The sequence below is a fragment of the Rhodococcus sp. T2V genome, assembly GCF_029269925.1.
In the GTDB taxonomy this organism is placed as follows: Bacteria; Actinomycetota; Actinomycetes; order Mycobacteriales; family Mycobacteriaceae; genus Rhodococcus_F; species Rhodococcus_F koreensis.
In genome coordinates, this window is record NZ_JARJBD010000068.1 from 30,025 (window position 1) to 55,367 (window position 25,343).

Here is a 25,343-nt window from a genome sequence, read left to right on the forward strand (position 1 = left end):
ATTCCGCGGCACCCCTATCGACAACACGGTCACTGCCCTTCCTCGCGAGCGCCCGCGTCCCCGAGGAAGGGCCAAAGTGAATACACGGAAGGACCCACCCATGCCGAAACTCTGTGAGACCGATGATCTCACCGATGTCCAGGAGCAGATCCTCGACACCGTTCGACGATTTGTCCGGGACAAGATCCTGCCGGTCGCCACCGAACTCGAGCACAAGGACGAATACCCCACCGCCATTGTCGAAGAGATGAAAGAACTCGGCATCTTCGGCCTCACCATCCCAGAGGAATACGGCGGCCTCGGCGAGTCGCTTCTCACCTACGCACTGGTGGTCGAAGAAATCGCCCGCGGGTGGATGAGTGTGTCCGGGATCGTCAACACCCACTTCATCGTGGCCTACATGCTGCAGCAACACGGAACCGAGGAGCAGAAGAAGAGATACCTGCCCCAGATGGCGACCGGCGAGATCCGAGGCGCCTTCTCGATGTCCGAGCCAGGCCTCGGTTCGGACGTCGCCGCCATCAAGACCAAGGCCACCAGGCAGGACGACGACACCTACCTCATCAACGGCCAGAAGATGTGGCTGACCAACGGCGGTTCTGCGAACCTCGTCGCCGTTCTCGTCCGCACCGACGAGGGGCGACCGAAGCCCCACCAGAACCTGACCACCTTCCTGATCGAGAAGGAACCCGGATTCGGTGAAACAGCGCCCGGCGTCACCATCCCCGGAAAGATCGAGAAGATGGGATACAAGGGCGTTGACACCACCGAACTCATTTTCGACAACCACAAAGTCGCCGCCACGCAGATCCTCGGCAAGGAACCCGGCAACGGCTTCTACCAGATGATGGACGGGGTCGAGGTAGGCCGGGTCAACGTCGCCGCCCGCGCCGTCGGTGTGGCCAACCGGGCATTCGAGCTCGGGATCGGCTACGCACAGCAACGCGAGACGTTCGGCAAGCGGATCGCCGACCACCAGGCAGTGTTGTTCCGCCTGGCCGAGATGGGCACAAAAGTCCAGGCCGCCCACCAGATGGTGGTGCGCGCGGCGCGGATCAAGGATCTCGGGAACCGCAACGATCTGGAGGCAGGGATGGCGAAGTACCTCGCCGCCGAGTCCTGCAAGGAGGTGGTCGAGGATGCCTTCCGGATCCACGGCGGTTACGGGTTCGCCAAGGAGTACGAGATCGAGCGACTGTACCGCGAAGCCCCGATGCTCCTCATCGGTGAAGGCACCGCGGACATTCAAAGGATGATCATCGGCCGGCGGCTTCTCGAGGAGTACCGACAAAAATGACCAGAACGCCACGGTGCCATCCGTTCGAATCGCCTTGCAGCGTCGTCGACCACGGGCGTGCAGACGCACCGTACGGCAGCTCGTCCGACCGGAAGGTGCGATGATGATCGATCTCGGTGAGACAACGATGTCCGAGGAGGAGATCGACACCTACCTGCGGACCCCCGGCCGGTTCGCCGCGGTCGCCTCCATGCGCAAGAACGGCACGCCGTTCGTCATCCCCATGGGCTACTACTACGACGGCAGCTCGCTGTACTTCTCCTCGACACCCACCCGAGGTCTCACATTGCGTCTGCGGCGCGATCCCTCTGTGTCCGTGTCGATTTTCGACCACGAACCGATTCACGGTTACGTCCTCGTCAACGGAATGGCACAGGAAGTTCCCGACCCGGACAACGTACTGAGCATGAAGATGCACCGCCGATACCCCAAACCGGGAATCGAGGACCAGGGCGAACACGACCGGATCTGGTTGTCTGCCGGCCGGGTGGTCTTCAAACTCTCCACAGCCGGCGCGTTCGGAATGGACCAGCGCAAAGCCGCAACCTCCCCGTATGCGCTCGCTATGCCCGACCGCACTCCTCACTCGGGGTAACAACCCGACGCTACAACTACCCCACTGGCACAGCATCGAGCAGTGGACTGCGGCGCCACGGTCGCGGTCCACTGCACATCTTCTCCGTCGACTGGTATCCCGTTCCCGGACACACGCCCGTACCCTGGGGGTGAAGCCTACGCACATCGAGTATTGTTTATACATAATGTATAAAGCCAGGAGGGCTAGGATGACCGAGACATTCGCCGTGACCAACCGCCGGGGCAAGCGGCAGCAGATTCCCGACGAGGTGGCGACCTACGCCCGCGAGCTGATCATCTCGGGTGCAATACGCCCGGGCGAATTCCTGCGCATGGACCCTATCGCCGAAACCATGGGAGTCAGCTACACACCGGTACGCGAAGGCCTTCTCATCCTCGAAAGGGAAGGTTTCGTCAAGATGCTTCCCCGCCGCGGCTTCGTCGTCGAATCCTTCACACAGCAGGACGTGCGCGACCTGTTCTTCGCTCAGGCGCACCTCGCCGGCGAACTGGCCGCCCGCACCGCCCAGAAGATCACCCCGGAGCAGGTCACCACACTCCAGGCGCTGGTCGAGCAATACGAGAAAGCGGCCGAGACCGGCGACGAGGAACTCTTGGCCTCCCTCGGACACGCCTTCCACCGCGAAATCAATCTGGCTGCGGACTCACCTCGCCTCACCTCACTGCTCGGCTACATGGTCAAGAATCTGCCGAACCGCTTCTACACCATGATCGCCGGCGGTGTGGACTCCAGCCGGATCGAACATCCCCTCCTCCTCGAGGCCCTCCGTAAGCACCACGCCCGGAAGGCGCGGACGTTGATGGAGCAACACATCCTCGCCCGCGGCGACCAACTGGTCGCGATCCTGGAGGAACGTGGCATTTGGAACAGGGACGAACCGGCCTCGTGAATTCTCTCAGCCCTGTGCCGCGGCCCCGATTCGGCCGCGGCAGAGTTCCGAGAGCCGATCAGCGCTCCCCGGTGGCGCCACCCATACCAGCTACAGACCGGCACTGGGCGTAATTTCGCGCTCCACCCCCGACGCCGCGACACCGCCCGAGCCCTCCTGCGGACGGCTCACCGTATACCCGGAATACAACGCATGGGCTCCACCGTCCGCCTCGGCGATCAACCCAGAAATATAGGACGCTTCCTCGGAGTTCAAGAACAGCGCAGCGGCTGCCTGTTCGGCCGAGGTCCCCGCACGCCGCAGGGGCACCACGGCCTCACGTTTCGCCCAGTAGTCCGGCGCTTCTCTTCTGAGCCGCTCGCTCATTGCCGTCTCGGTCAAGCCCGGGCACAGGGCGTTGACGCGCACTCCGTGGACTCCCCATTCGACAGCCAACGCCCGCGTCAGTCCCACGACGGCGTGTTTGGACACCACATAAGGAACGCGGCCCGGTAGGCCCATCGTCCCAGCCACCGAGGCCGTGTTGAGGATGGCACCGCCGCCTCGACGGATCATCACCCGCCCGACTGAAGCGGCGAGTTGGAACGCGGCATCAATGTTGATCGCCATGACACGACGCCATTCCTCGGCGCCGATATCGACGGCCGGCCCGGCCGAGCCGATTCCGGCGTTGTTGAACAGAGCATCGATCCTGCCTCCGCGCATCGTCAGGGCCTCTGCAGTCAGTCGACCGGCCGCCGACGCCTCACTCACGTCAGCGGCAATCACGGTGACCCGTTCACTCTCGAGTGACTCGATCCGATCGCGTGAAATATCGTTCGCGACAACATAAGCCCCTTCGACGACCAAACCCTCCACGATCGCGCGGCCGATACCCGACCCGGCGCCCGTCACGATCGCAACCTTGTCCCGATAACGGCGCCGCAGCCCCTCCTGGTCGACACTTTCCATTGACCCCACCTCGGTTCGTTTGAATTGTTCGGGACGCCCACCGATATTCGGGCCGGGTTGCAGAACTCCAGAGCCGCCCCGATCGTTCATCGATTATATATCATCGTTCGCGACGGGATGTCACGTGATGGCCGCACGGCGATCACCTCCTGCCTCGTCCCCGCACCTGAACCGTCAACAGCTGCCAACTCGATGATCGATTGTGTATTATGTCGATACGTATTTCTCTGGAAGGACGGACTGACCAATGACCGGTACCGCACTAACACTTCCCCTGAGCAGAGGTACGAAGCGGACCCAACTCCCCGAAGAGGTTGCAACTTACGTCCGCGAGTTGATCATCTCGGGCGGCGTGCGCCCGGGAGAGTTTCTGCGAATCGAGCCGATTGCGGAAGCAGTCGGGGTGAGCAGCACCCCGGTCCGAGAAGGGCTCCTTGCTCTGCGCAGCGAAGGGTTTGTTCAACTTGTGCCGCGGCGCGGTTTCGTCGTCGCACCGATCACCCAGCAGGATATTCGAGACATCTTCTGGGCCCAAGCACAGTACGCCGGCCAGTTGGCTACGCGCGCCGCGGAGCGAATGGACGCGGAACAGATCGAGCGGCTGGAAGTGAACATCGAGAAGTACCAGCGCGCCATCGCCGATGACGATCAGCCGGCAATCGCCTATCTCGGGCATTCCTTTCACCGAGAGATCAACCTGGCGGCCGACTCTCCCCGCCTTGCCTTACTGCTCGGTTCAGTCGTGAAGCAACTGCCGAACTCCTTCTACGCCACCATCGAAGGCCACGTCGAAGGCGCTCGCGGCGAGCATGTCAAGATGCTGCGGGCTCTCGAGAAGCGTGATTCCGTCAAAGTATGCAATCTCATGCAGCGGCACATTCTCGAAGGTGCGGACCGGCTGATTGAAACCCTCGAGAAGCGTGGGCTTTGGACTGCGAACCCGTAGAACACCGCGGGAAAGCGCATCGCACGGCGCCGACGACGCGCGACACTCGCCCACCACTACCCACCGCGGCTGCCATCCAGCGATAAGTGTGTGACGATTCGACCGCACCGCACGCTCGGTGTCATCCCCGACGTCAACGCGATCCGCGAAGTCATCGTCGGCCCCGGACCCACAAGGAAGCCGGGCCCACCGCAGCACCCCTGAACCAGCCCAGACCGACCCCACCGCGACCGGACCCGTCCGTCTTCGAGGACTCGTGGCGATGCGGACGCTCGTGTCGACGGCATGGCGGTCCAGCACCGAAGGGTATCCTTGACACGGTCTCCCGTCCTTGCCACTCAGACAAAGTGCCACTCAGACAGAGTCTCCCGTGCAGACGACCGGCGATTCTCCGCTTCGGCACCCAGGGGTGATCCTTTCGCACCCCAAGGGGGATGTTCGCGGCCGCGCCGGGAACAGAGAATTGGCTGTGTACCCCAGCCGCCCGAGGAGTCCGCATGTTCAGTCGCACCCCCGTCCAACGCGCCGTCGACACGGCCCTGAAGAACGGGACGCTCCCCCCGTACGCACCGACGCAAGTATGGGGGCCGCTGCTGGCCGACAAACGCGCCGCACTCGCCCGCATGCGCACGATCACACTGATACTCGCCGCGACGATCTGGCTCGGGCTCGGTCTCGCCACGATCGTCTCCGCCGCCGAGGGCTCCGCCACTCCGGCCACCTACCTGCGGTCCGCCGTCTCGATGATCACCATCGCGGCGCTCCCGCTCGCGTTTCACTATCACCTCAGCAGGGTGGACCGGCTCGCCTCACAACTGCGGCCCGTATAGGCCCGCCGCACGGCCACCACCACCGTCATCGGAATCCGTCTCCTCGTACACCCTTCGTTCCGATGCTCGTTCTCGGAGACCGGGATCGTCAGGAAGGGCGAAGGTCCCCGACAGCTGACCGGTGCACTGTGGGGCATCCGATTCAGCCGAACTACTGCGCGCCGGCCTCCCAGTTCGCGGACGGCCAGTCCCCTCGCTCGACGGCCTCGTGCATGTGGCGGACCAGCAGATCGGCGATCGCGTGCACGGCGGGCGGAATCCGCGGGGTGCTCGGCAGCGCGAGCACGACGGTGCGCTCGACGGCCGGGGAATGGAGGGGCGCCGCACTGAGCAGACCGCCGGCCACATCACTCGCAACGGCGATGCCCGGCAATATCGTCCAGCCGTGGCCGGCGCGGACGAGCCGTTTCTGGATGCTCACCTCGTTGGTCTCGACGACGATGTTCAGATCGATATCGAGTTTCGCGCACGCCTCCGCGACCAACGTCCGAATCCCGTGGGGCGCACTGGGCATCACGACGGGGTGGGTGGCCACCTCGTCGAGCGTGACCGGTCGTCCGGCGTCCAGACCGCCGTCGGGCGGAGCGACCGCCCACAGGTTCTCAGCGAGCAGGGCCCGCACGTCGAGCGAGGACGTCGACTTCAGGTTGTAGAGCAGCCCCAGATCGATGTCGCCGGCGTCCAGCCACTGCCACAGGTGCCCGGCGTAACCGGACACGATTCGCAAACGGACCGCGGGATGCTCCCGCAATACCGTGGCGACCAGTTGTTCGGCGAGCAGTTCGGACGTGGAGGCCAGCAGCCCGACCGTCACGATTCCTTGCAGCACTCCGGGATTCGGGCGGATCTCGGCCCGGGCACGCTCGAGTTCGGCCAGCACTCTCCGCGCGCGTTCGAGCATGAGCCGGCCGGGCTCGGTCAATTCCATTCCGGCACGGCTGCGCTCGAACAGGGGAACACCCAGTTCCTGCTCCAGCGTGCGGATTTGGCGTGTCACCGCCGGCTGAACGAGATGGAGGAGTTCGGCCGCCCGGGTCACGCTCCCGGCGTCGGCCACCGCAACGAGTGCGGTCAACTGCTTGACGTCCACCGGATGACCCACCTTCCCGGGCTACTCGCCGTCCCGCGCCATCAGCACGCGATATATGACGGCGAGTTCGATCACAAGGAAGAATATCAATGTTCGGTGAGGAAGCTGATCGCCGCGGCACTCGCGACTTCGCGTTCTTCGTCGAAGTAGGCGTGCCGTGCGCCGGGGAACAATTGCATGCGTGCGTCCGGGATCCGTTCGGCGAGAAGCGGCGCGTTGTCGACCGGGGAGAGCAGGTCGTCGGTCCCGTGCAGGACCAGGGTCGGTGCGCTGATCGACGGCAGCGCGTCCCACGCGTCGTGCCCGTTGCTTGCCCGCAGGTGTGCGAGCCTGGCGTGCGCGGGCATGTCGGCATCCCCGAGGGTGTTGTAGGGGGCGGGATTTCGACGGAGCCACTCCCGGGTGTACATCAACTCCGGCAGGGCGCCGCGCGACCGTTCGGGATCGGGGTGCGCCAGGTTCGCGCGCACTTCGCGGCTTCGCTCCACCGCATGGGTTCCGCCCGGGGAGGTGCAGCCGAGGATCAGGGCGCGGACACGCCGGGGATGACGTGCCGCGACCCACTGCGCCACCCGCCCACCCATCGAGGTGCCGTAGACGTGCGCCGTCTCGATGCCGAGCGCGTCCAGCACGCACATCGCGTCCTCGGCGAACAGTTCTGTGCTGTAATCGGTCTCGGGTTTTCCGCTGGATCCGGTTCCGCGGTAGTCGATCGTGACGGTGTGGAAATGCCTGTCGAAGTCCGTGCGGATGCGGTCCCACCAGTGATGGTTGTTGGCCTGACCGGCGAGCAGCAGCAGCGACGGTCCGGTGCCGGACTCCTGGTACGCGATCGGCGTTCCGTCGGACGCCACGGCATGGGGCACTGCGGACCTCAGACCGTCTCTGCCGTGCGGAGTTCGGAGATCGCGGCATCGGTGTAGCCGAGTTCTCCCAGGATGGCATCGGTGTGCGCGCCCAGGGCCGGGACCGGGTCGAATCGCGGTTCCACACCACTGAGGTTCGCCGGCGGCAGCAGCGCCCGAACCGGGCCACCCGGGGTGTCCACCCCACGCCAACGATCCCGGCCGGCCAGGGACGGGTGCGACAGGAAGTCCGACACGGTGCCCAGTCGGCCGTTGGCGATCGACACCTTGTCGAGCAACGCGAGGGCGTCGTCGGTGCTGAGCAGGCGAGTCCGCTCCGAGATCAGCGCGTTGCACTCCTCGCGGTGCTCCACCCGCGCGGAGTTGCGGCAGAAGCGCGGGTCGGTGGCGATCGACGCGTCGCCGAGCACCTCCGCGCAGAACGCGGACCATTCGCGGTCGTTCTGGATCGACAGCAGGACCGTGCCGTCGGCGGTGGGGAACGGACCGTACGGGGCGATCGTCGCGTGTTCCGCTCCGACGCGGCTCGGCTGCCGGCCCCCGTATTCAGTGTAGTAGGCGGGCGAGCCCATCCATTCGCCGAGCGCCTCGAACAAGGCGACCTCGACGGCGCGGGCCGTGCCGGTGGTGGCGCGCGTGTACAGCGCGGACAGGATCCCGCTGTACGCGTACATGCCGGCCGCGATGTCGGCGATCGACACGCCGGCCTTGGACGGGCACTCGTCGGGGCCGGTCAGCGACATCAGGCCGGACTCGCCCTGGACGAGCATGTCGTAGGCCTTGCGATCGGACCAGGGGCCGGTGTTGCCGTAGCCGGACACGTCGCACGGAATCAGCGTGGGGTACCGCTGCTGGAGCGACTGCGCGTCGAGGTTCATCCGGGCCGCGGCGCCGGGGGCCAGATTCTGCACGAAGACGTCCGCTGTGGACAACAGCTTTTCGAGGATGTCGCGGCCCTCGCCGGATTTCAGGTCCAGTGTCAGGGACTCCTTGGAGCGGTTGAGCCAGACGAAGTAACTCGATTCGCCGTGCACGGTCTCGTCGTACCGTCGTGCGAAGTCGCCGGCATCGGGACGTTCCACCTTGATCACGCGGGCACCGAGGTCGGCCAGTTGCCGGGTCGCGAAGGGCGCGGCGACGGCTTGTTCGATGCTCACGACGGTGATCCCTGCGAGCGGTAGAGCGGTCTGCGATCCCATCGAACCAGCCTTCCTAGAAATGTACGGCCATTTTGCAGGCCGATGCGGGCAGTAGTCAACCGCGTGGGCCCGGAGTTTTACATGCAGTTGAGGTTGGCGGCGGTGCCGACCCGCGACCGCCGGCCGTTTATGGCCGTACATGACGACCGTCAGCCGTGGTGGCGGCGGTACGCCGCGACCGCACCCGGGTGACGCGGGACGCCCGCCGTCTGGATCAGCGACCGGACGTCGAGGAACTGGGCTCCGACGGTGTCGGGTGGAATCAGGTCCTGCGCGCGGTCGACGAGAAGGTCCACGAGCGCACCGGCCACGACGTCGGGTAGTTGGGGGGACGCGACGAGCAGGCTGGGGACGCCCACCGTCGCGGTCTCGGCGGTGTCACCGTACGCCCCAGCAGGAACCGAAACCGGTTCGTACATAGGCCCGTAGACCCTGCGCATCTCCACGTACTCGGCGGACAGGTCGAGTAGCCGGATCCCCCCGTCCGGACCGTGCCCGGGCCGCGGCACCGCCGCCGGAGTCGGCACACCCCCGGCCCACAGCGCGGCCGCGACGGTGCCGTCGGCGAGGGAGTCGAGAACGGTGGTGAGCGAGACCGGGCGCACCGTCACGTCGTCGACGGTCAGCCCGCTCGCCTCGAGCACCCGCCGCCCGGTCTGCGCGGTCCCCGAACCCGGGGAACCGAGGCTGATCGTCTGCTCGCGAAGATCTTTCATCGACCGGAACGGTGAGCGCGCGGGCACCGCGCACTGGAGATAGTTCTCGTACACCCGGCCGATGGCCAGCATCGGGGTGTCCGACAGCACGGCCGAATCGGCCAACGTCAGCCCGATCAGGACCTCCCCCGACGCCAGCAGTGACAGATTCTCCAGCGAACCGGTGGTGTACCGCACCGTGAACCGCAGATCCCCGCTTTCGGTGGCCGCGGTGTCCGCGAGCAACTCCGCGAATTCGGACTGGAATCCGTCGCGCTCACCGGACGCGATCTCGTACGTCCCCGACGGCTGGGTCCGGGCACACCCGGACAGCGCGACCGCCGCGGCCACACCGCCGAGGAACTGTCGCCGGTTAATCATCGTCGGGCGTCTCCACGTGCGGTTCGAGCCACAAGCGTACGCGCAGACCACCGGCCGGGGCCTCGTCGATGGCGAGTCGGCCACCGTACGCGGCGGCGACCACCTCGACGATGGACAGGCCGAGTCCCGTCCCGGCCTGGTCGCTGGCCCGGAAGAAGCGGTCGGTGAGCTTGCCGCGCAGCTCTTCCGGGACGCCCTGGCCGTCGTCGGCCACCCACACGCATACCTGCGGGTGGTCCTCTGAGCGCTCCACGCCGACGCCGATCTCGATGGTGGGGTGGGGTCCCGCGTGCCGGGAGGCGTTGTCGATCAGCACGTCGAGCACCTGGGACAGATCGTTCTCGGCGATCGCGACCGGAACGCGGTCGACGCCGGGTGCCGCGACGGTGGTCAGGCGCGCGCCCCGTTCCCTGGCCGTCACCGACCAGAAGTCGACCCGGTCGGCGACCACCGACAGGGCGTCGCAGGCCGCCTCGGCTCCGAACCGCGGCGTCTCGGCCGAGGCGAGCGAGAGCAAGCTGTCGAGGATCGTCTGCAGACGTTTGGCCTCCTCGGTCACGCTGTGGTAGTCCTCCCGCGCGTCGTCCGGTATTCCCTCGTCGAGGAGGTCGAGGCGAAACTGCAACGCCGCGAGTGGGTTCCGCAGCTGGTGTGCGGTGTCCGCGATGAGACGCTGTTGCGCGTCCGCGGCCCGCAGCACCGCCGAGGACATCACGTCGAACGAATGCGCAAGCCGGCGCACCTCGGGAGGTCCGCCCGCGGCCGTGGCGGGCAAAACGGACGGCGGAGGCTCGGACGCCGGGGGCGTCCTCGCGTCGGGCATGCGGCGGATGAGTTGCACGATTCCGGTGGACAGGTTCGCGAGCGGTCCGAGTACCCACCGGCTCAAGGCGATCGCGAGCACACCGAACGCGACCAATGCCAGCACCGCGCCTGCCGCGATCACGGCCCATTGCCGGAGGATGTCGGCGCGCGCCTCGGCCGTCGAGGCGCGCAGCACGATGGTGCCGTTCACCTGCGCGCCCGATCCCACGGGTTTGACGAACAGGGCCTCGTCGTCGCTCCACGGCAACAGCCGGTCGACGGTGGAGACCCGCTCGTTGCGCAGTCCGCTGCGAATCGCGGCCTCGATGCCGGGTTCGCTGCCGTCGAGGCCCACACCGAGGGTGGGCACTCCGCGGGTCGAGACCACCAGAACGCCCTCACCGTACACGTCGTCGTACGCGTCCACCTCGCCTTCGATTCTGGCGGGGTCGCCGGTGCGGACGTATTCCTCGGCGAGGACTGCGAACCGTTGGATGTCGCCCTCGCGGCCCAGGGTGAACTCCTGAGTCCGTGCGTCGGCGGTCGCGATCGCCAGAGGGATCGCGAAACTCGCGACCGCGCACGATCCGAGGATCGCGAGAATGAGCAGTAGCCGTCGGCGCATATCGTTTCGACCTCCGGTCAGCACACCCAGCGGTAGCCGAAACCACGGATGGTGCTGATCAGCCCGGGCCGGTCCAGCTTGGCCCGCAGGGTACCGATGTGGACGTCGAGCGAGCGTGAGACCGCGACGAACGCGTCACCCCAGACCCGGTCCATCAATTGCTGACGACTGACCGCGGCACCCGGGTTCTCGAGCAGAATCTCCAGGAGGGCGAACTCCTTCGACGTCAGGTCCACGTCCGCGTCCGCCACGGTGACGGTGCGGGAGTCGAGGTCGACGCGCACATCCCCGGTGACCACTTCCCGCGGTGCGCCGCCTTCGACGGCCAGACTTCGCCGGCGCACCACCTCGATGCGCGCGAAGAGCTCCGACATCCGGGCCGGCTTGACCAGGTAGTCGTCGGCGCCGCCCCGCAGCCCGCGCACCACCGACCGTTCGTCGTCGCGGGCGGTCAGGATGATGACGGGGACGCCGCTGACCTGGCGCAGCTGGCGAAGCACCTCGAGGCCGTCGCGGTCCGGTAACCCGAGATCGAGCAGGACGAAGTCCACCTCGCCGTGGTGCAGCAGCAGCTCCGACCCGAACTTCATCCGCACAGGCTGGTGCGCCTGCCGGGTCAGCCCCGCGACGAGTGCGTTGCCGACGCCGTCGTCGTCCTCGACCACCGCGATGCGCATAACCGGCATTGTCCCCCGGCCACGGTGGGCCGGGGGAACAATGCCGGAGGCGCAGGGATCAGACACGCTCGAGTTCGCGGCCGTCGCGGTCGTCGCGGGCGGGGGTGTCCGTCGCGGGATCGAGGGTGGTGCCGCCCTTGCCCTTGGGCATGAACAGTGCCGCGACGAGGGTCAGCGCGGAGCAGCCGACGACGTAGTAGAAGAACGCCGATTCGTGTCCGGCCTGCTTGAGAGCGAGCGCGAGCGGCTCGGCGGTACCGCTGAACAGGGCTGCGGTGATCGCGTGCGGCAGGCCGACACCGAGTGCGCGCACCTTCGTCGGGAACAGTTCCGCCTTGACGATCGCGCTCAGCGCGCTGTAGGCGGTGACGATGACCAGTCCGGTCATCATCAGGCCGAACGCGACGAACGCGTTGGTGGTGTTGCCGAGAACGGTGAGGATCGGCACGGTCAGCACCGTCGAGCCGATACCGAAGAACAGCATGACCTTGCGGCGGCCGATGCGGTCGGAGATCAAGCCGGCCACGGGCTGCAGCAGCATGTACACGAACAGTGCGGCGAAGTTGATCCACGCCACCGTTTCCGGGGCGATGCCGGAGGTGTTGATCATGTACTTCTGCAGGTAGGTGGTGTACGTGTAGAACGCGACCGTGCCGCCGATCGCGAGGCCGAAGACCATCGCGAGCTGCTGCGGGTACTGCAGCAGCAGACGCAGGGTGCCACGTTTGGCCGACGGCGTCGTGCCGGACGCCTTCTCGGCCGCGATCCGGGCGGCCTCGTCCTTGTACTGGTCCGACTCGTCCATGCCACGCCGGAACAGCATCACCGTCACTGCGGCGATCGCGCCGATCACGAATGGAACACGCCAGCCCCAGGCGTGCATCTGATCGAGGGTGAGAAGCTGCAGCAGAATGATCTGGACGCCGAGAGCGGCGAGCTGACCCAGAATGATCGACACGTACTGGAAGCTCGAGTAGAAGCCGCGCCGGCCGGGAGTCGCGACCTCGGACAGATACGTGGCGCTGGAAGCGAATTCACCTCCCACGGACAGTCCCTGGATCAGTCGCGCCGTCACCAGCAGCGCCGGGGCGAGCATGCCGATGGCCTCGAAACTCGGTGTCGCGGCGATGATCAGCGAGCCTGCGGCCATCATGAGCACCGACAGCGTCAGCGCGTTCTTGCGCCCGTAGCGGTCCGCGTACCGGCCCAGAATGTAGCCACCGATCGGGCGCATGAGGAATCCGACAGCGAAAACCAGTGCCGTGGAGAGTAGCTGGGCGGTCGTGCTGCTCTTCGGGAAGAACGATGCCGCGAAGAACACACTGAACGCTGCATAGACGAACCAGTCGTACCACTCCACGAGGTTGCCGATGCAGCCGCGAACCACGTTCGCTACAACCCGCCTCTCGCCGGTCGACGACGCTGGGTTCGAAGTCGTGTGTCGCATGATGTCCCTTCCTCGACTGCTGTGATCGTGCGTAGCCACTGGAACCAATGTGGCCGTCACCACAGCGCGAGGGAAGGGATGAGCGGCTTTCCTTACATTCGCTTTAGACGACACCGCGGCGCGTGCCGCAGAACGGTGCCGCGCGCGCATTCGCCCCGGTCGTAGCCGTTTCCCGGCCGAGGCCCGAGCAGAATGCCACGGCCCGAGGGCGCATGCCGGATCGTCATGGTCCCATCAAAAAACAGCATTGTTCAGCGGCATCAATCACGTATCAGAATGTTGGCGACCGACTTCCCAAGGAGGAGCCACCATGCACACCGTCGAGAAAGAGACTCCGGTATGGCAGAAGGAGATCTTCGAGATCCTGAAGTCCGGAGCCGTCGAACAGATCGCCTACGTCCCCGATGCCGGACATTCCCACGTCATCCGTGAAGCACACCGCGACCCGGACATCCGAGATGTCGTGCTGACCACGGAGGAAGAGGGGGTCGCCGTCGTCAGCGGCGCCTGGCTCGGCGGCCAACGGTCCGTTCTGCTCATGCAGAGCAGCGGAGTGGGCAACTGCGTCAACATGTTCTCGCTGCTAGAAATGTGCAAGTTCCCGTTTCTGACGCTGGTCACCATGCGCGGCGAATACGCCGAGTTCAACCCGTGGCAGAGCCCGATGGGGCAGGCCACCCAGTCCGCCCTGGAGATCATGGGGATCACCGTTCACCGCGCAGACCATCCCGACGAAGTCGCCGACGTCGTCGCGGCCGCCTTCGACTCCGCCTTCCTGGCCGGTGAACGCGTCGCGGTACTCCTCGGCCAGAGTCTGATCGGGCGCAAGAAGTGGGAGAACATCTGATGAGTGCCGACACCGCAACCAAGGTCGACCGACGTCCTTTCGTCGCGGACCTGCTGTCCGAGGTGCCGGACGCGCTCGTCGTCACCGGCCTGGGCTCGCCCTCCTACGACGTGTGCGCGGCCGGCGCCCGGCCACGCAACTTCTACCTGTGGGGCGCCATGGGCGCAGCAGCACCGCTCGGACTCGGTCTCGCGCTGGCACAGCCCGACGAATCCGTCGTGGTGATCACCGGGGACGGCGAGCAACTGATGGGAATCGGCGCGCTCGGGTCGATCGCGGTCCAGTCTCCGCCCAACCTCACCATCGTGGTGCTCGACAACGGCCACTTCGGGGAGACCGGGATGCAGCCGAGCCACTCCGGCCTCGGAACCGACCTTTGCGCGGTGGCACAGGGATTCGGAATCGGAACCACCCTGAAGATCGACTCGCAAGACGGGTACACGCAGATCGCCGACCACATCCGCGCGCGCCGCGGGACGACGTTCGCGCAGGTGCTCATTTCGAGTGCCGAGGCCCCGCGTGTCCTCCCCCCACGCGACGGCACCCACGTGAAGAACACGTTCCGAGCCGAACTCGGATTCGCCACCTTCTGACGAGAGCGAGGCAACGATGCAGCAATACCCGCTTCACATCGACGGCACCCAGCGGCGCCCCCGCGAAGATCGCTGGATCAGCAGCGACAACCCGTACACCGGCACACCGTGGGCCGAGGTCGCGCGGGGTGACGACCGCGACGTCGACGAGGCCGTCCGGGCCGCCCACCGCGCGTTCACCGAAGGTCCCTGGTCCACCATGACCGCGACGGACCGCGGGCGGGTGTTGCGCGACCTCGGCGACCGCATCGCCCAGGACGCCGATCGGCTCGCCCGAATCGAAGTGCAGGACAACGGGAAACTGCTCTCGGAGATGCGCGGGCAGGTCGACTACCTCCCGCAGTGGTTCTACTACTACGGAGGATTGGCCGACAAGGTCGAGGGCACGGTCCCCCCGCTCGACAAGAAGGGCTACTTCACGTTCACCCGGCGTGAGCCCGTCGGGGTCGTCGCCATCATCACCCCGTGGAACTCGCCGCTGATGCTCCTGGCGTGGAAACTCGCGCCGGCCCTGGCGGCGGGGTGCACGGTGGTGATCAAACCCTCCGAGTTCACGTCGGCCTCCACCCTCGAACTGGTGCGACTGCTCGAAGAAGCGGGCCTGCCGCCGGGAGTGGTCAACGTGGTCACCGGATTCGGTAACGAGGTCGGCGGCCCCCTCGTCGAGCACCCGCTGGTCACGAAGGTCAGCTTCACCGGGGCGGACACCACCGGGCGTCGGATCAACGAGCAGGCCGCGCGCAGCCTCAAGCATGTGAGCCTCGAACTCGGCGGCAAGTCGCCGAACATCGTGTTCGGCGACGCCGATCTGGACTCGGCCGTCAACGGGGTCGTGTCGGGCATCTTCGCGGCGACCGGCCAGACGTGCATCGCCGGATCCCGGCTCCTGGTGCAGCGATCGATTCACGACAGCTTCGTCGACAAGGTCGTCGACCTGGCACGCACCGCGCGGATGGGCGACCCCCTCGACCCGCACACGCAGGTCGGCCCGATCACCACCCGGCCGCAGTTCGCGAAGGTACTCGAATACATCGACCTGGCCGAGCAGGACGGTGCCCGCGCGGTGCTCGGCGGCTCGGCGGCGGAGCGACCCGAATGCGGCAACGGCTGGTTCGTCGAACCGACGATCTTCACCGGCGTCGCCAACGACCATCGCCTCGCGCAGGAAGAGGTTTTCGGCCCGGTACTCGCGGTCATCCCGTTCGACGACGAGCACGACGCGATCCGTCTCGCCAACGACGTCCGGTTCGGCCTCGGCGCCGGCGTGTGGACGAGTGACGTTGCCCGGGCATTCCGCATGGCCGAGGCGATCCAGTCGGGAACCGTGTGGGTCAACACCTACCGGGCGGTGAGCTTCATGGCTCCCTTCGGCGGTGTCAAGGACTCGGGACTCGGACGGGAGAACGGAATCGGAGCGCTGGACGAGTACCTGCAGACCAAGAGCGTCTGGATCAACACCGGTGCCCCGTCCGGCAACCCGTTCGTCATGCGCTGACGTCGACCAGCCGGTGAGCTTCCGCACAGGGGGTGGGCAATGAGCACCCTTGGGTGGCTGTCGACCGGCTCGCTCCGGGGGCAATGTTGGTGTGGTCAAGGAACACTCGACCCCACACCAGCAAGGACTCCGCATGTTTCGCCACACCGCCATTCGCGCCGGCCTGATGTTCGCCGCAGTCGCATTCTCCGTCACCGGCGCGGCCGGAATCGCACACGCCATGCCCGCCTCGACGGGCGGTGACGTCGCCGTCACCTCGCAGTCGGACCGCGACAACCGCGACCGGGATCGGCGCGACCGTTTCGACGACGACGCGCAGGGCGCAATGTGCGAGGGTCAAGCCGTCGTCAACCACCCCAGCTGCTCCTCGCTGCCGTACTGACCCCGATCGAGGTGACACAACGCCGCTGCCGCAATCACTGCGGCAGCGGCGTATCGTCTGCGGCAAGGTAACCCCGCGGCACTACCGGTTGTGCAGGGCCACCGATTCGATACCGTTCGTGTCGACCCGCGAGCGCGGGTCATGAGATCGGCACACATCCGAACTGTGGGAGGTTTTTCGTGGCTGGTGGACTCGTCGCCCTGTTGGACGACGTCGCGGCACTCGCGAAAGCGGCCGCGGCATCCATCGACGACATCGGAGCCGCAGCCGGCAAGGCCAGCGTCAAGGCAGCGGGAGTGGTCGTCGACGACACCGCCGTCACCCCCCGCTACGTGCACGGGTTCTCCCCCAATCGCGAACTGCCCATCATCCGCAAGATCGCAATCGGGTCGATCCGCAACAAACTCCTGATCATCCTGCCGGTGGCGATGATCCTGAGCGAGTTCCTGCCCCAGGCACTGCCGTACCTGCTGATCGCCGGTGGCCTGTTCCTGTGCTACGAGGGAGCCGAGAAGGTCTACGAAGCACTCACCGGCAATCACCACGAGGCCGCGGGCGAGGCCGAAGGGCAGAGCGGACCCGAATTCGAGAAGACCATGGTCAGCGGCGCGATCCGCACCGACCTGATCCTGTCCGCCGAGATCATGGTGATCTCACTGTCCTCGGTCGAGGACGAACCGTTCCTCACCCGGCTGCTGGTGCTCGTCGTCGTCGCGATCCTCATCACCGTCCTGGTGTACGGAGTGGTCGCCCTGATCGTGAAGATGGACGACGTAGGCCTGGCGCTCGCCCAACGCGAGTCCGCGTTCAGTCAGCGGATCGGTCGAGGACTCGTCGCGGCGATGCCGAAGGTGATGGCAGTGCTCACCGTGGTCGGGATCGCCGCGATGCTCTGGGTCGGCGGCCACATCCTGCTCGTCAACATCGGCGAGGCCGGATTCCACTGGCCCGCCGATCGCCTCCACGATCTCGAACACTGGTTCGGCGATCTCGTGCACGGCGGCCTCGGCGGTGTTCTGTCCTGGACTGCCGGGACCGTGGTATCCGCACTCGTCGGGCTCGTCGTCGGCGCGATCGTCGTCCTGATCATGCACCTGATCCCGAAACGGAAGACACGCGCCGACTGACCGAGGTGGCCGGCACCGCCCCAGCTGCTCCTCGCTGCCGTACCAACCCCCGGACACAACGCCGCTGCCGCAATCACTGCGGCAGCGGCGTATCGTCCGCGCAAGGTAACCCCGCGCCCGATCGCTTCGTCTATCGGCCCGCCTACTGCGCGGGGAACGACTACGCCGATTCCTCCCGGCCGGCCACGGCCGAGCTGAGGGCTCCGAGAACCGGGGTCCACTGCACGATGCGCTGAGCGGGTACGAGTCCGTGGACGACGAACGGGTCTTCGGTGAGGAGTTGCCGGACCGTGTCAGCGGTGTCGGCGGCGGCGATGATGAAGGCACCGGAGTCGTCGCCGTAGGGTCCGCAGGTGAGAACGGTGCCGGTGTCGACGAGATCACCGAGCCAAGCCCGGTGCGCGGCGCGGTGGGTGTCGCGGCCTGAGGCGGTCTCGGCCGTGTACGTGTAGTCGACGACGAAGTAGGTCATGTTTCCGCGTCCTTCTGGGGGTCGGTTCGGATGTGCCGCGCTCGCAGGGAAGCGGGCCGGCGCACCGTGGGATGCGCCGACCCGTTGACGGTGACCCGTCAAACCCGGTGATGTGTGTCGAGGTCAGACAGTGTCAGCCGACCAGTTCGTAGATGAGTAGGCCGGACAGAGACAGGATCGAGACGAAGCCGAGGGCTCCGATGATGTTCTTCCACCAGGTGTTCCGAAGGTTGCCCATCAGTGCGGTGTTGTTGCTCATCACGAAGAGCAGCAATCCCAGGAAGGGGGCGATCAGCACGGTCAGGGCCTGGGCGAAGATGATCAGCTGGACCGGTGACTTCGTGAACAGAATGGTGATCGCGAGTCCGAAGGTGAGAATCGCGGCGCTGGTGCGTTTGGCCGTCGGGGTGCTAGGGGAGGGTCCCTTACCGAGGCCGTCGGAGAGCATGGTGCCACCGGCGGTGGCGTTGGCGACCATCGCGGAGAAGGCGGCTCCGGAGAGACCGAGGGCGAAGATCGTCGATCCGACCGGCCCTGCGATGGGCTCGAAGATCTTGGCCAAGCCGGCGAGGGTGGTGGCTTCGGCGTTCTGGCGGCCGAGGACGGCGGCGGCAACGACGATGACGAGAGACGTCATGATGCCCGGCGCCACGATGCCCGGCACGGTGTCGGCGATGGTGGTCTGCCGATATTCAGCGGCGGTGCGGCGTCGTTCGTGGGTCCCGTAGGAGGTGAAGAACGCGGCGTTGAGGGAGAAGTTGGTTCCGACCAGGGCGACGACGAGAAGCTGTCCGCCTGGCGGGATGGAGGGGATAAGTCCGTTCGCTGCCTGCAGCCAGTCGGGTTGGGCGATCACAGCGCTGAAGATGAAGGTGGCCGCCAGTAGCGCGACGATCACGAGGAGGACGCGTTCGACTGTGCGGTAGACGTTGTTGAACAACAGGATCAGACCGACGAATGCGGTGCAGACCACGGACCACAGCACCGGGGAACCGCCGAAGACCATCGACAGACCCAGGCCGGCGCCGACGGCGTTGCCGACCGAGAAACACAACGTGATGATGAAAACACCTATCCCGGCGGCGGTTCCCACGCGCCGGCCCAGGATGTCCTTGACCGAGCTGATCATGGACACCGGGGTGCGGATACCCAGTCGCACACTCATATCCGCGTAGACGAGCATGAAGATCGTCGACAGCGCGATCACCCAGATCAGCGAGTAGCTGTACTCACTGCCCGCCTGCACGGCGCTGGCCAGGTTGCCGGGACCGAACTGCCATGCCCCGGCGATGAACGCAGGTCCGGCCATCGCGAGGGTACGCACCCAAGGGCGTTGCGACCACTGTGAGCCGGCGGGTGGTCGGGGGGTGTTGGCGACCACGGCATCGTCTCCGACCGATTCGGCTGATATGCGAGATTGCTGACTCATCGATGAGCCTACTTTCTGGTGTTCGAACCGCTGTGCGGGACTGCGGCACCGGTGAGTGCTGGCCGCCGCCGTGTTCGACGGGAAGGTACGCCCGACCACGGGGCGCGGTGTGGGGCTGGGACTGCTGTGGTGGTGCCGCCCGGACCGGAATGTCCGGCCGGCACCACCGGCGCACGAGCAAACCTCGTGCGGCGGATTCCGCGAGAAATTCGGTGGAGCCGACCCGGCAGGAGTGGGGCCGGTCAGGCAGGGACGGTGACCGAGGTCAGACCGGCCGACTGTACGGCGGCGGCGATTTCGGCGTGGGCGCCGTCGGCGAGCGGCAGCAGCGGCGAGCGGACGGTGGCGTGCTCGAGGATTCCGCGGGCGACGAGGCCTTCCTTGAGGGCGACGGTGCCTTCCATGTGCGAGCCGCGGTGGTAGACGTTCGCCGTCACCGGCAGGAGGCGGTCGTGGATCGCCCGAGCTGCGGGGTAATCCTTGGCCTTACCGGCCGCGATGAGTTCGACCAGCGGCTCGGGCGCGAGTCCGCCGTAGCCGACCAGCAGTCCGTCGACGTCGAAGATGGTGTGCAGCAGGTACTCGTCGTGGCAGCTCAGGATCTGCAGGTCGGGGTTCTCGCGGCGCAGGACCGGGATCTCGCGGTCCCAGCGGCGCATGTTCCGCACGCCGTTCTTGGTGGCGAACACCCCGGGCTGGGCGGCGATCTCGAGCTGCGTGTCCAGGTTGTACGTGGCCTTGGTGACGTCGGGGTACTGGAACAGGATCAGCGGCAGGCCCGACCCTTCGTAGATTGCCTTGTACCGATCCTGCGGGGCACCGTCCTGGTATCCGAACCGGAGCCACCCGTGCGACGGATATACCAGGCCTGCGGCGGCCCCGGCGTCCACGGCGCGCTGGGCTTCCTCCACCGAAACGGCGGTGCCTTCGCCGGTGATGCCGGCGATGATCGGCAGCCGGCCGTCGACGGACTCCTTGAAGGCGGCGATGACGCGAACCTGCTCGTCCTGGGTGAGGAAGGTGCCCTCGCCGGCGTGGCCGAGGACGACCAGGCCCTTGACGCCGTCGACACTGCCGAGCCACGAACCGAGACGCTGGATTGCGTCGTAGTCGACGGCGCCGTCACGGGTGAAGGGCGTCACCGGTGCCGGAGTGAGGCCACGGAGGTCGAGAGTGCTCATGGTTGCTCTTTTCGATCGAGGAATTGATTTGCAAACGATCCCGGGAACGTTCCCGTGAACGATTTCATCGTGCAGTAGGATGGGTGACTGTGTCAAGGGTCACTGGCCGGACCGTGGTGTGATCAGGGCAGGCCGGGTCGCCGGACAGCGCGTCCGGGGCGGTGAGACGAGGAAGAGCATGGAAGCAAACGCAAACGCACCGCAGCAGGTGCGGGACAGCAGAAACCGCGTGGTGACCCTGAGGGAGGTCGCCGAAGCCGCCGGTGTGAGCACCTCGACGGTCAGCCGCGTGCTCGACGACCGCGTCCCGCCGTCCCGGTCGGCGACCGCCGAACGCGTGCGCGCCGTCGCCGACCAGCTCGGCTACCGCCGCAACACCTTCGCTTCCAGCCTGCGGCGCGGGCAGACCGCCACCATCGGCGTGCTGGTCCCCCGGCTCAGCGACACCGTGATGGCCCTGATGTACGAGGCGATCGGCCGAGCCGCCCACCGGCTCGGCTACTTCACGATCGTCGCCACCACCGGGGACGACCCGGTCGACGAACAGCAGGCAGCACAGACCCTCCTCGGTCGCAACGTCGACGGTCTCGTCGTCGCCTCCAGCCGCCGCGAGGACCCACTCCCGCGGCAACTGCGGGAACAGGGCGTGCCGCACGCGCTCGTACTCCGCACCGACGGAATCAGCCCGTCCTCGATCGGCGACGACGAGGCCGGTGGCTACCTCGCGACTCGGCACCTGATCGATCTCGGGCACACCGACATCGCGGTATTGTCGGGCCCGTTGTTCACCTCGACCGCCACCGGGCGACTCGCCGGCGCAATGAAGGCGCTCCGCGAGGCACGGATCACGGTCGATCCGAGCTGGATCGTCGAGTCCGACTTCGGGATCGAAAGTGGCGAAGAGGCCGGCCGGCGGCTCTTCGCGTCGTCGACCCGGCCGACCGCCGTCTTCGCCGCCAACGACAACCTGGCCCTCGGTGTCATGGCCGCAGCGCACCAACGCTTGCTCACGATCGGCGACGACATAGCCCTCGTCGGCTACAACGACATCCCGCTGTCGCAGCGGCTTCCGATTCCTCTCACCTCCGTGCGCACCCCATTCGACCAGATCGCCGCCACCGCACTGGATCTGATGTTCGCACCCTCCTCAACCGGAGACCTCATCCGACGTGCAATGCCCACCCTGATCCCGAGACGTTCCTCAGGACCGCACAAGCCCCCGAATTCTCCGTCCTGAAAGAGCAGTTTCGCGACTTGACATTTCAGGCATCCGGCTGACGTCGGCGTGGACTACTGCACCCCGCGCCGATCGCGCGTCGAAGCTCGCCCGGGTGGACAGCGCTTACCTCCTCGCGGATCAGGGACGACGGGACGAGCGGATCGCGTAGATCACGGCCCCGAGCCCGAGGACGATCACACCCGGAATCACCGAGGCCAGGGGAAGGAACGCGGCGAGGACGATGCATCCGACGGCGCCGACGACCGCCACCAGGCGCGGCCACGGTTTCGCGGACAGGGTCCAGGCGGACGCGTTGGCGATCAGGTAATAGAACAGCACCGCGAACGAGGAGAACCCGATGACGCCGCGCAGGTCCGCCGTCGCGGCGAGGAACGCCACCACCGCCCCCACCGCCAACTCGGCCCGGTAGGGCACCGCGAACCGGGGGTGGACGGCGTCGAGCAGACGTGGCAGGTGGCCGTCGCGCGCCATCGCGAACGTCGTCCGCGAGACCCCGAGGATCAAGGCGAGCAACGAGCCGAGCGCGGCGATCACCGCGGCCACCCGGACGACCGGCTCGAGACCCTCGAATCCCGCAGCGGCAACCGCCTGCGCGAGCGGATCCGTCGCGGCCGCGAGAGTGTCGGCACCGAGCGCGTTCAGGACTGCGACCGCGACGCACAGGTACACGACGAGTGTGATGGCCAGAGCGAGGGGAATCGCCCGGGAGATTGTCCGAGCCGGGTCCTTCACCTCCTCGCCGAGCGTGGCGATCCTGGCGTACCCGGCGAACGCGAAGAACAGCAGACCGGCGGCCTGCAGGACCCCGGTCGCGCCGTGGCCGGAGGCGATCTCCAGGCCACCGAACCCGGTGTCGGGGCCGGTCAGGCACACGATGACGACCACGGCGAGGACGGCGAGGACCGTGAACACGATGATCCGGGTGACCAGGGCCGACTTCTGCACACCGAAGTAGTTCACGGCGGTGATGGCGACGACGGCGACCACCGCGACGAGATGCTCACGGCCGGGCCAGGCGTAGGCGCCGACCGTTAGGGCCATCGCAGCACACGAGGCGGTCTTGCCGACCACGAATCCCCAGCCCGCCAGATACCCGAAGAATGGTCCCAGGCGTTCACGCCCGTAGACATAGGTGCCACCGGATTGCGGATACAACGCGGCAAGCCGGGCGGAGGAGTTGGCATTGCAGTAGGCGATCACCGAGGCCACGGCCAACCCGACGAGCAATGCATCGCCCGCGGCGGACGCCGCAGGCCCCAGCGCGGCGAAGATCCCCGCCCCGATCATGGACCCGAGGCCGATCATCACCGAGTCGAACACCCCCAGCCGCCGGCGCAACTGCGGCGTCGCGGCCGGGTGCGCGTTCTCGCCATCCGAAATCTCGTCACCGGCCATGCGAGGCAGTTTCCCCTTCGAACGTGCGGATGTCGGGCAGCCCAACGCTAGCGCCCTCCGGTACACAGACGTGAACTCCACGGGGTCAAACGGTTTCGACACTGTGGCATGCTCACGGCTGCGAGCAGGGCCGCGACGGCCGGTGTGGACTGCGCATTCGAATTGCCGGTAACCCCGCGAAGGGGTGATTTTCGCCGACGGCTCGGACCATAATTGTTCCATCGGGATAGATAGCCCGAAGATTGCTTGTAACCCGAGAATCATCGCCCGGTGAAGGCCGGGCGACAATCGAATCAAAGGTGACATCAGATGAACACGTTCGCATTGCGCACGGCGGTTACATCGGCCGCGATCGCCGCGGCTTTTGCACTCGGCTCCGGCATCGCGGCGTCGGCACCGGCATTTCATGGAGACCCGAGCACACCCGGCACGCAACTCCACGTCCACAACGACACCCCCAGCGACATGAACAGCTACCAGTGCGGGGCGATCGGCGTCGGCGGTGCAGGTGTCGGATCGAACGCTCCTGGAGGCAGCGGGCAACTCAATGGCGTCTTCTTCGGCAGCGGCCCGGTGCAGGGCGGTTGCATCGGCAACGACGGCTCGGTGCATTTCCCGTCCGGACGCTCCGAGTAATAAGAACCCGGCCTGAGGCCCCGACGAGGATAAGCGACAGGGCCCCGGGTCCCGTAGGCGAGCACATCACTGCTATCGAGTCGAGTGGTGACCTCGTCCGATGGTGACCGTGCCGCACCTGCACGGTCAGGGTCGTCTTCGCGCCACCATCGAACTCACCGGAGCGCTATATCATCATTTCACTGCAACCGATAGAGTCGCATGGATGCAAATACGACTCCGCGCTCATCGAGCGCAACAGACCGGACAACCCTCCCGTGACCGCTGACAGCGCTGATGCCATCTTCGATGGCGACCAGACCGACGATCGCCTCGCCCGCGCAGTGGTCGAGGCCCTCCGGGCGGGCAGGTCGTGGGCGCACATCGCCACGGATCTCGGGGTTCCACCTCCAGCCGTCCGCGACCGGCTCGGCGTGACCGATCGGGACTGGCAGGAGGCAATCGTCGCCCATGAGAATGCCCGCGCGGCCCGGCTCGACGATCTGTCCCGGTCCCGGCTCTCGTAGACGAGACACGCCGACCGCAGTACCGGACGGTCCCACGGGGGAAGTGTCGACCCGCCCGTCAGAGTTCGGCGAGAGACACCAGACCGTCCTGAAGTGCCCGGACCAACAGTCCGGACTTGTCGGTGACAGGGCGTCCGACAGCGGCGTACTTCGCTCGGATCCGGGCCAGGTGGGTGTTGATCGTGCCCAGGCTGATTCCCAGGTCTGATGCGGCAGCCGTTTTCGATTCACTCCGCAGCCACAGACGAAGGATCTCCAGCTCCCGCGGCGACAGCGCGGGCATCCGCTGCGGCCCAGCGACGGAGTCGGGCAGCGGGCCCGTGCCGGAAGTCATAGCCATCTCACCTTCTCCAGTCGCAGTGGGCGCTACCTGTCGTCCAACGCAGCACGCACGCTGTTTACCGCGGTGAACAAACCGTACCTGAAGCCGGTTTTGTGGACGTGCCGACGCGAACGCACCTGGTGGATATTGGACAGGTCACCGGCGAAAATGTGGCAGCGGCGCTCGCTCCCGACAGCTCTCCGACCGGGACCGCAGTCCGAGCCGGCAGTGTCCGCGACGAGCCCCTCCGGCGAGTCGTATCCCGGACTGTCAAATCTCGACCCGACGGGATACGGCCCGCACCTTCCAGATTAAGTCGTCGCCGGACGGACCTCAACGGTCTATTCGATACCAAACACACGCCGCTTTGTCAAGGGACATTGGTTTCTGCCCACGGGCGGACACGAAACCTGCCCGTAGGCG

General features: G+C 66.5%; 26 protein-coding genes. 13 read left to right on the plus strand and 13 right to left on the minus strand.

Annotation, left to right across the window (positions count from 1 at the left end; all coding sequences use genetic code 11):
- Window positions 1-100 precede the first annotated feature (100 nt).
- The 3 genes from P3H15_RS37995 to P3H15_RS38005 all read left to right on the plus strand — a co-directional run bounded on the left by P3H15_RS37995 (window position 101) and on the right by P3H15_RS38005 (window position 2,784).
- Window positions 101-1,297, plus strand: coding sequence for an acyl-CoA dehydrogenase family protein (locus P3H15_RS37995; RefSeq protein WP_276141971.1), 1,197 nt, complete (start codon window positions 101-103; stop codon window positions 1,295-1,297).
- A 100-nt stretch (window positions 1,298-1,397) separates the two neighbouring features.
- Entirely contained in the window at window positions 1,398-1,892 is a 495-nt protein-coding gene (locus tag P3H15_RS38000; protein WP_276141972.1) for a pyridoxamine 5'-phosphate oxidase family protein, read from the plus strand.
- Window positions 1,893-2,082: 190 nt separating this feature from the next.
- Window positions 2,083-2,784 (plus strand): GntR family transcriptional regulator, encoded by a 702-nt coding sequence (locus tag P3H15_RS38005; RefSeq protein WP_276141973.1) that lies wholly within the window; start codon window positions 2,083-2,085, stop codon window positions 2,782-2,784.
- Between the two features lie 90 nt (window positions 2,785-2,874).
- Here P3H15_RS38005 and P3H15_RS38010 read toward each other — a convergent pair whose 3' ends face one another.
- Window positions 2,875-3,735 carry an SDR family NAD(P)-dependent oxidoreductase gene (locus P3H15_RS38010; protein WP_276141974.1) on the minus strand — a complete coding sequence of 287 codons (861 nt, stop codon included), beginning with the start codon at window positions 3,733-3,735 and terminating at the stop codon, window positions 2,875-2,877.
- Between the two features lie 247 nt (window positions 3,736-3,982).
- Between P3H15_RS38010 and P3H15_RS38015 the strand changes: the two genes are divergently transcribed.
- Together P3H15_RS38015 and P3H15_RS38020 are read left to right on the plus strand one after the other, a co-directional pair.
- A complete protein-coding gene (locus P3H15_RS38015; protein ID WP_276141975.1) occupies window positions 3,983-4,681 on the plus strand; it encodes a GntR family transcriptional regulator in 699 nt (232 codons plus the stop codon).
- 497 nt (window positions 4,682-5,178) lie between these two features.
- On the plus strand, window positions 5,179-5,511 hold the full coding sequence (locus P3H15_RS38020; protein WP_276141976.1) for a hypothetical protein: 333 nt from the start codon (window positions 5,179-5,181) through the stop codon (window positions 5,509-5,511).
- 151 nt (window positions 5,512-5,662) lie between these two features.
- On the opposite strand, the gene P3H15_RS38025 is transcribed toward P3H15_RS38020, so the two are convergent.
- The 7 genes from P3H15_RS38025 to P3H15_RS38055 form a co-directional block, all read right to left on the minus strand.
- Window positions 5,663-6,601, minus strand: coding sequence for a LysR substrate-binding domain-containing protein (locus P3H15_RS38025; RefSeq protein WP_276141977.1), 939 nt, complete (start codon window positions 6,599-6,601; stop codon window positions 5,663-5,665).
- Between the two features lie 86 nt (window positions 6,602-6,687).
- On the minus strand, window positions 6,688-7,467 hold the full coding sequence (locus tag P3H15_RS38030) for an alpha/beta fold hydrolase (RefSeq protein WP_276141978.1): 780 nt from the start codon (window positions 7,465-7,467) through the stop codon (window positions 6,688-6,690).
- Between the two features lie 8 nt (window positions 7,468-7,475).
- Window positions 7,476-8,666, minus strand: coding sequence for a CaiB/BaiF CoA-transferase family protein (locus P3H15_RS38035; protein ID WP_276141979.1), 1,191 nt, complete (start codon window positions 8,664-8,666; stop codon window positions 7,476-7,478).
- A 149-nt stretch (window positions 8,667-8,815) separates the two neighbouring features.
- Window positions 8,816-9,742 carry a TAXI family TRAP transporter solute-binding subunit gene (locus P3H15_RS38040; RefSeq protein WP_276141980.1) on the minus strand — a complete coding sequence of 309 codons (927 nt, stop codon included), beginning with the start codon at window positions 9,740-9,742 and terminating at the stop codon, window positions 8,816-8,818.
- The gene (locus P3H15_RS38045) at window positions 9,735-11,171 is read right to left on the minus strand and encodes a HAMP domain-containing sensor histidine kinase (RefSeq protein ID WP_276141982.1); all 1,437 of its coding nucleotides are present in this window, start codon (window positions 11,169-11,171) and stop codon (window positions 9,735-9,737) included. The genes P3H15_RS38040 and P3H15_RS38045 overlap by 8 nt, the downstream gene beginning before the upstream one ends.
- Window positions 11,172-11,188: 17 nt before the next feature.
- Window positions 11,189-11,848 (minus strand): response regulator transcription factor, encoded by a 660-nt coding sequence (locus P3H15_RS38050; protein WP_276141983.1) that lies wholly within the window; start codon window positions 11,846-11,848, stop codon window positions 11,189-11,191.
- A 58-nt stretch (window positions 11,849-11,906) separates the two neighbouring features.
- The gene (locus P3H15_RS38055; RefSeq protein ID WP_276141984.1) at window positions 11,907-13,295 is read right to left on the minus strand and encodes an MFS transporter; all 1,389 of its coding nucleotides are present in this window, start codon (window positions 13,293-13,295) and stop codon (window positions 11,907-11,909) included.
- Window positions 13,296-13,605: 310 nt separating this feature from the next.
- On the opposite strand from P3H15_RS38055, the gene P3H15_RS38060 reads away from it, so the two are divergent.
- The 5 genes from P3H15_RS38060 to P3H15_RS38080 all read left to right on the plus strand — a co-directional run bounded on the left by P3H15_RS38060 (window position 13,606) and on the right by P3H15_RS38080 (window position 17,739).
- Complete coding sequence (locus P3H15_RS38060) at window positions 13,606-14,142, plus strand: thiamine pyrophosphate-binding protein (RefSeq protein ID WP_276141985.1); 537 nt, start codon at window positions 13,606-13,608, stop codon at window positions 14,140-14,142.
- A complete protein-coding gene (locus P3H15_RS38065; protein WP_276141986.1) occupies window positions 14,142-14,735 on the plus strand; it encodes a thiamine pyrophosphate-dependent enzyme in 594 nt (197 codons plus the stop codon). The genes P3H15_RS38060 and P3H15_RS38065 overlap by 1 nt, the downstream gene beginning before the upstream one ends.
- A gap of 16 nt (window positions 14,736-14,751) precedes the next feature.
- Window positions 14,752-16,230: an aldehyde dehydrogenase gene (locus P3H15_RS38070; protein WP_276141987.1), complete on the plus strand. Its 1,479-nt coding sequence runs from the start codon at window positions 14,752-14,754 to the stop codon at window positions 16,228-16,230.
- A gap of 133 nt (window positions 16,231-16,363) precedes the next feature.
- Window positions 16,364-16,612: a hypothetical protein gene (locus P3H15_RS38075; RefSeq protein WP_072946696.1), complete on the plus strand. Its 249-nt coding sequence runs from the start codon at window positions 16,364-16,366 to the stop codon at window positions 16,610-16,612.
- Between the two features lie 179 nt (window positions 16,613-16,791).
- The gene (locus P3H15_RS38080) at window positions 16,792-17,739 is read left to right on the plus strand and encodes a DUF808 domain-containing protein (RefSeq protein WP_276141988.1); all 948 of its coding nucleotides are present in this window, start codon (window positions 16,792-16,794) and stop codon (window positions 17,737-17,739) included.
- A 160-nt stretch (window positions 17,740-17,899) separates the two neighbouring features.
- Here the strand turns inward: P3H15_RS38080 and P3H15_RS38085 are convergent, their stop codons facing one another.
- From P3H15_RS38085 to P3H15_RS38095, 3 genes are all read right to left on the minus strand, one after another.
- On the minus strand, window positions 17,900-18,211 hold the full coding sequence (locus P3H15_RS38085; protein ID WP_276141989.1) for a YciI family protein: 312 nt from the start codon (window positions 18,209-18,211) through the stop codon (window positions 17,900-17,902).
- A gap of 133 nt (window positions 18,212-18,344) precedes the next feature.
- Window positions 18,345-19,520: an Nramp family divalent metal transporter gene (locus P3H15_RS38090; RefSeq protein WP_276141990.1), complete on the minus strand. Its 1,176-nt coding sequence runs from the start codon at window positions 19,518-19,520 to the stop codon at window positions 18,345-18,347.
- A 362-nt stretch (window positions 19,521-19,882) separates the two neighbouring features.
- Complete coding sequence (locus P3H15_RS38095; RefSeq protein WP_276141992.1) at window positions 19,883-20,821, minus strand: dihydrodipicolinate synthase family protein; 939 nt, start codon at window positions 20,819-20,821, stop codon at window positions 19,883-19,885.
- 178 nt (window positions 20,822-20,999) lie between these two features.
- Between P3H15_RS38095 and P3H15_RS38100 the strand changes: the two genes are divergently transcribed.
- Entirely contained in the window at window positions 21,000-22,058 is a 1,059-nt protein-coding gene (locus P3H15_RS38100) for a LacI family DNA-binding transcriptional regulator (protein WP_276141993.1), read from the plus strand.
- 120 nt (window positions 22,059-22,178) lie between these two features.
- Here P3H15_RS38100 and P3H15_RS38105 read toward each other — a convergent pair whose 3' ends face one another.
- Window positions 22,179-23,456, minus strand: coding sequence for an APC family permease (locus P3H15_RS38105; RefSeq protein WP_276141994.1), 1,278 nt, complete (start codon window positions 23,454-23,456; stop codon window positions 22,179-22,181).
- Between the two features lie 309 nt (window positions 23,457-23,765).
- On the opposite strand from P3H15_RS38105, the gene P3H15_RS38110 reads away from it, so the two are divergent.
- Window positions 23,766-24,092, plus strand: a complete 327-nt coding sequence (locus P3H15_RS38110) for a hypothetical protein (RefSeq protein WP_276141995.1) — start codon at window positions 23,766-23,768, stop codon at window positions 24,090-24,092.
- Between the two features lie 257 nt (window positions 24,093-24,349).
- The gene (locus tag P3H15_RS38115) at window positions 24,350-24,598 is read left to right on the plus strand and encodes a hypothetical protein (RefSeq protein ID WP_276141996.1); all 249 of its coding nucleotides are present in this window, start codon (window positions 24,350-24,352) and stop codon (window positions 24,596-24,598) included.
- Between the two features lie 58 nt (window positions 24,599-24,656).
- On the opposite strand, the gene P3H15_RS38120 is transcribed toward P3H15_RS38115, so the two are convergent.
- On the minus strand, window positions 24,657-24,932 hold the full coding sequence (locus P3H15_RS38120) for a response regulator transcription factor (protein WP_276141997.1): 276 nt from the start codon (window positions 24,930-24,932) through the stop codon (window positions 24,657-24,659).
- Window positions 24,933-25,343 lie beyond the last annotated feature (411 nt).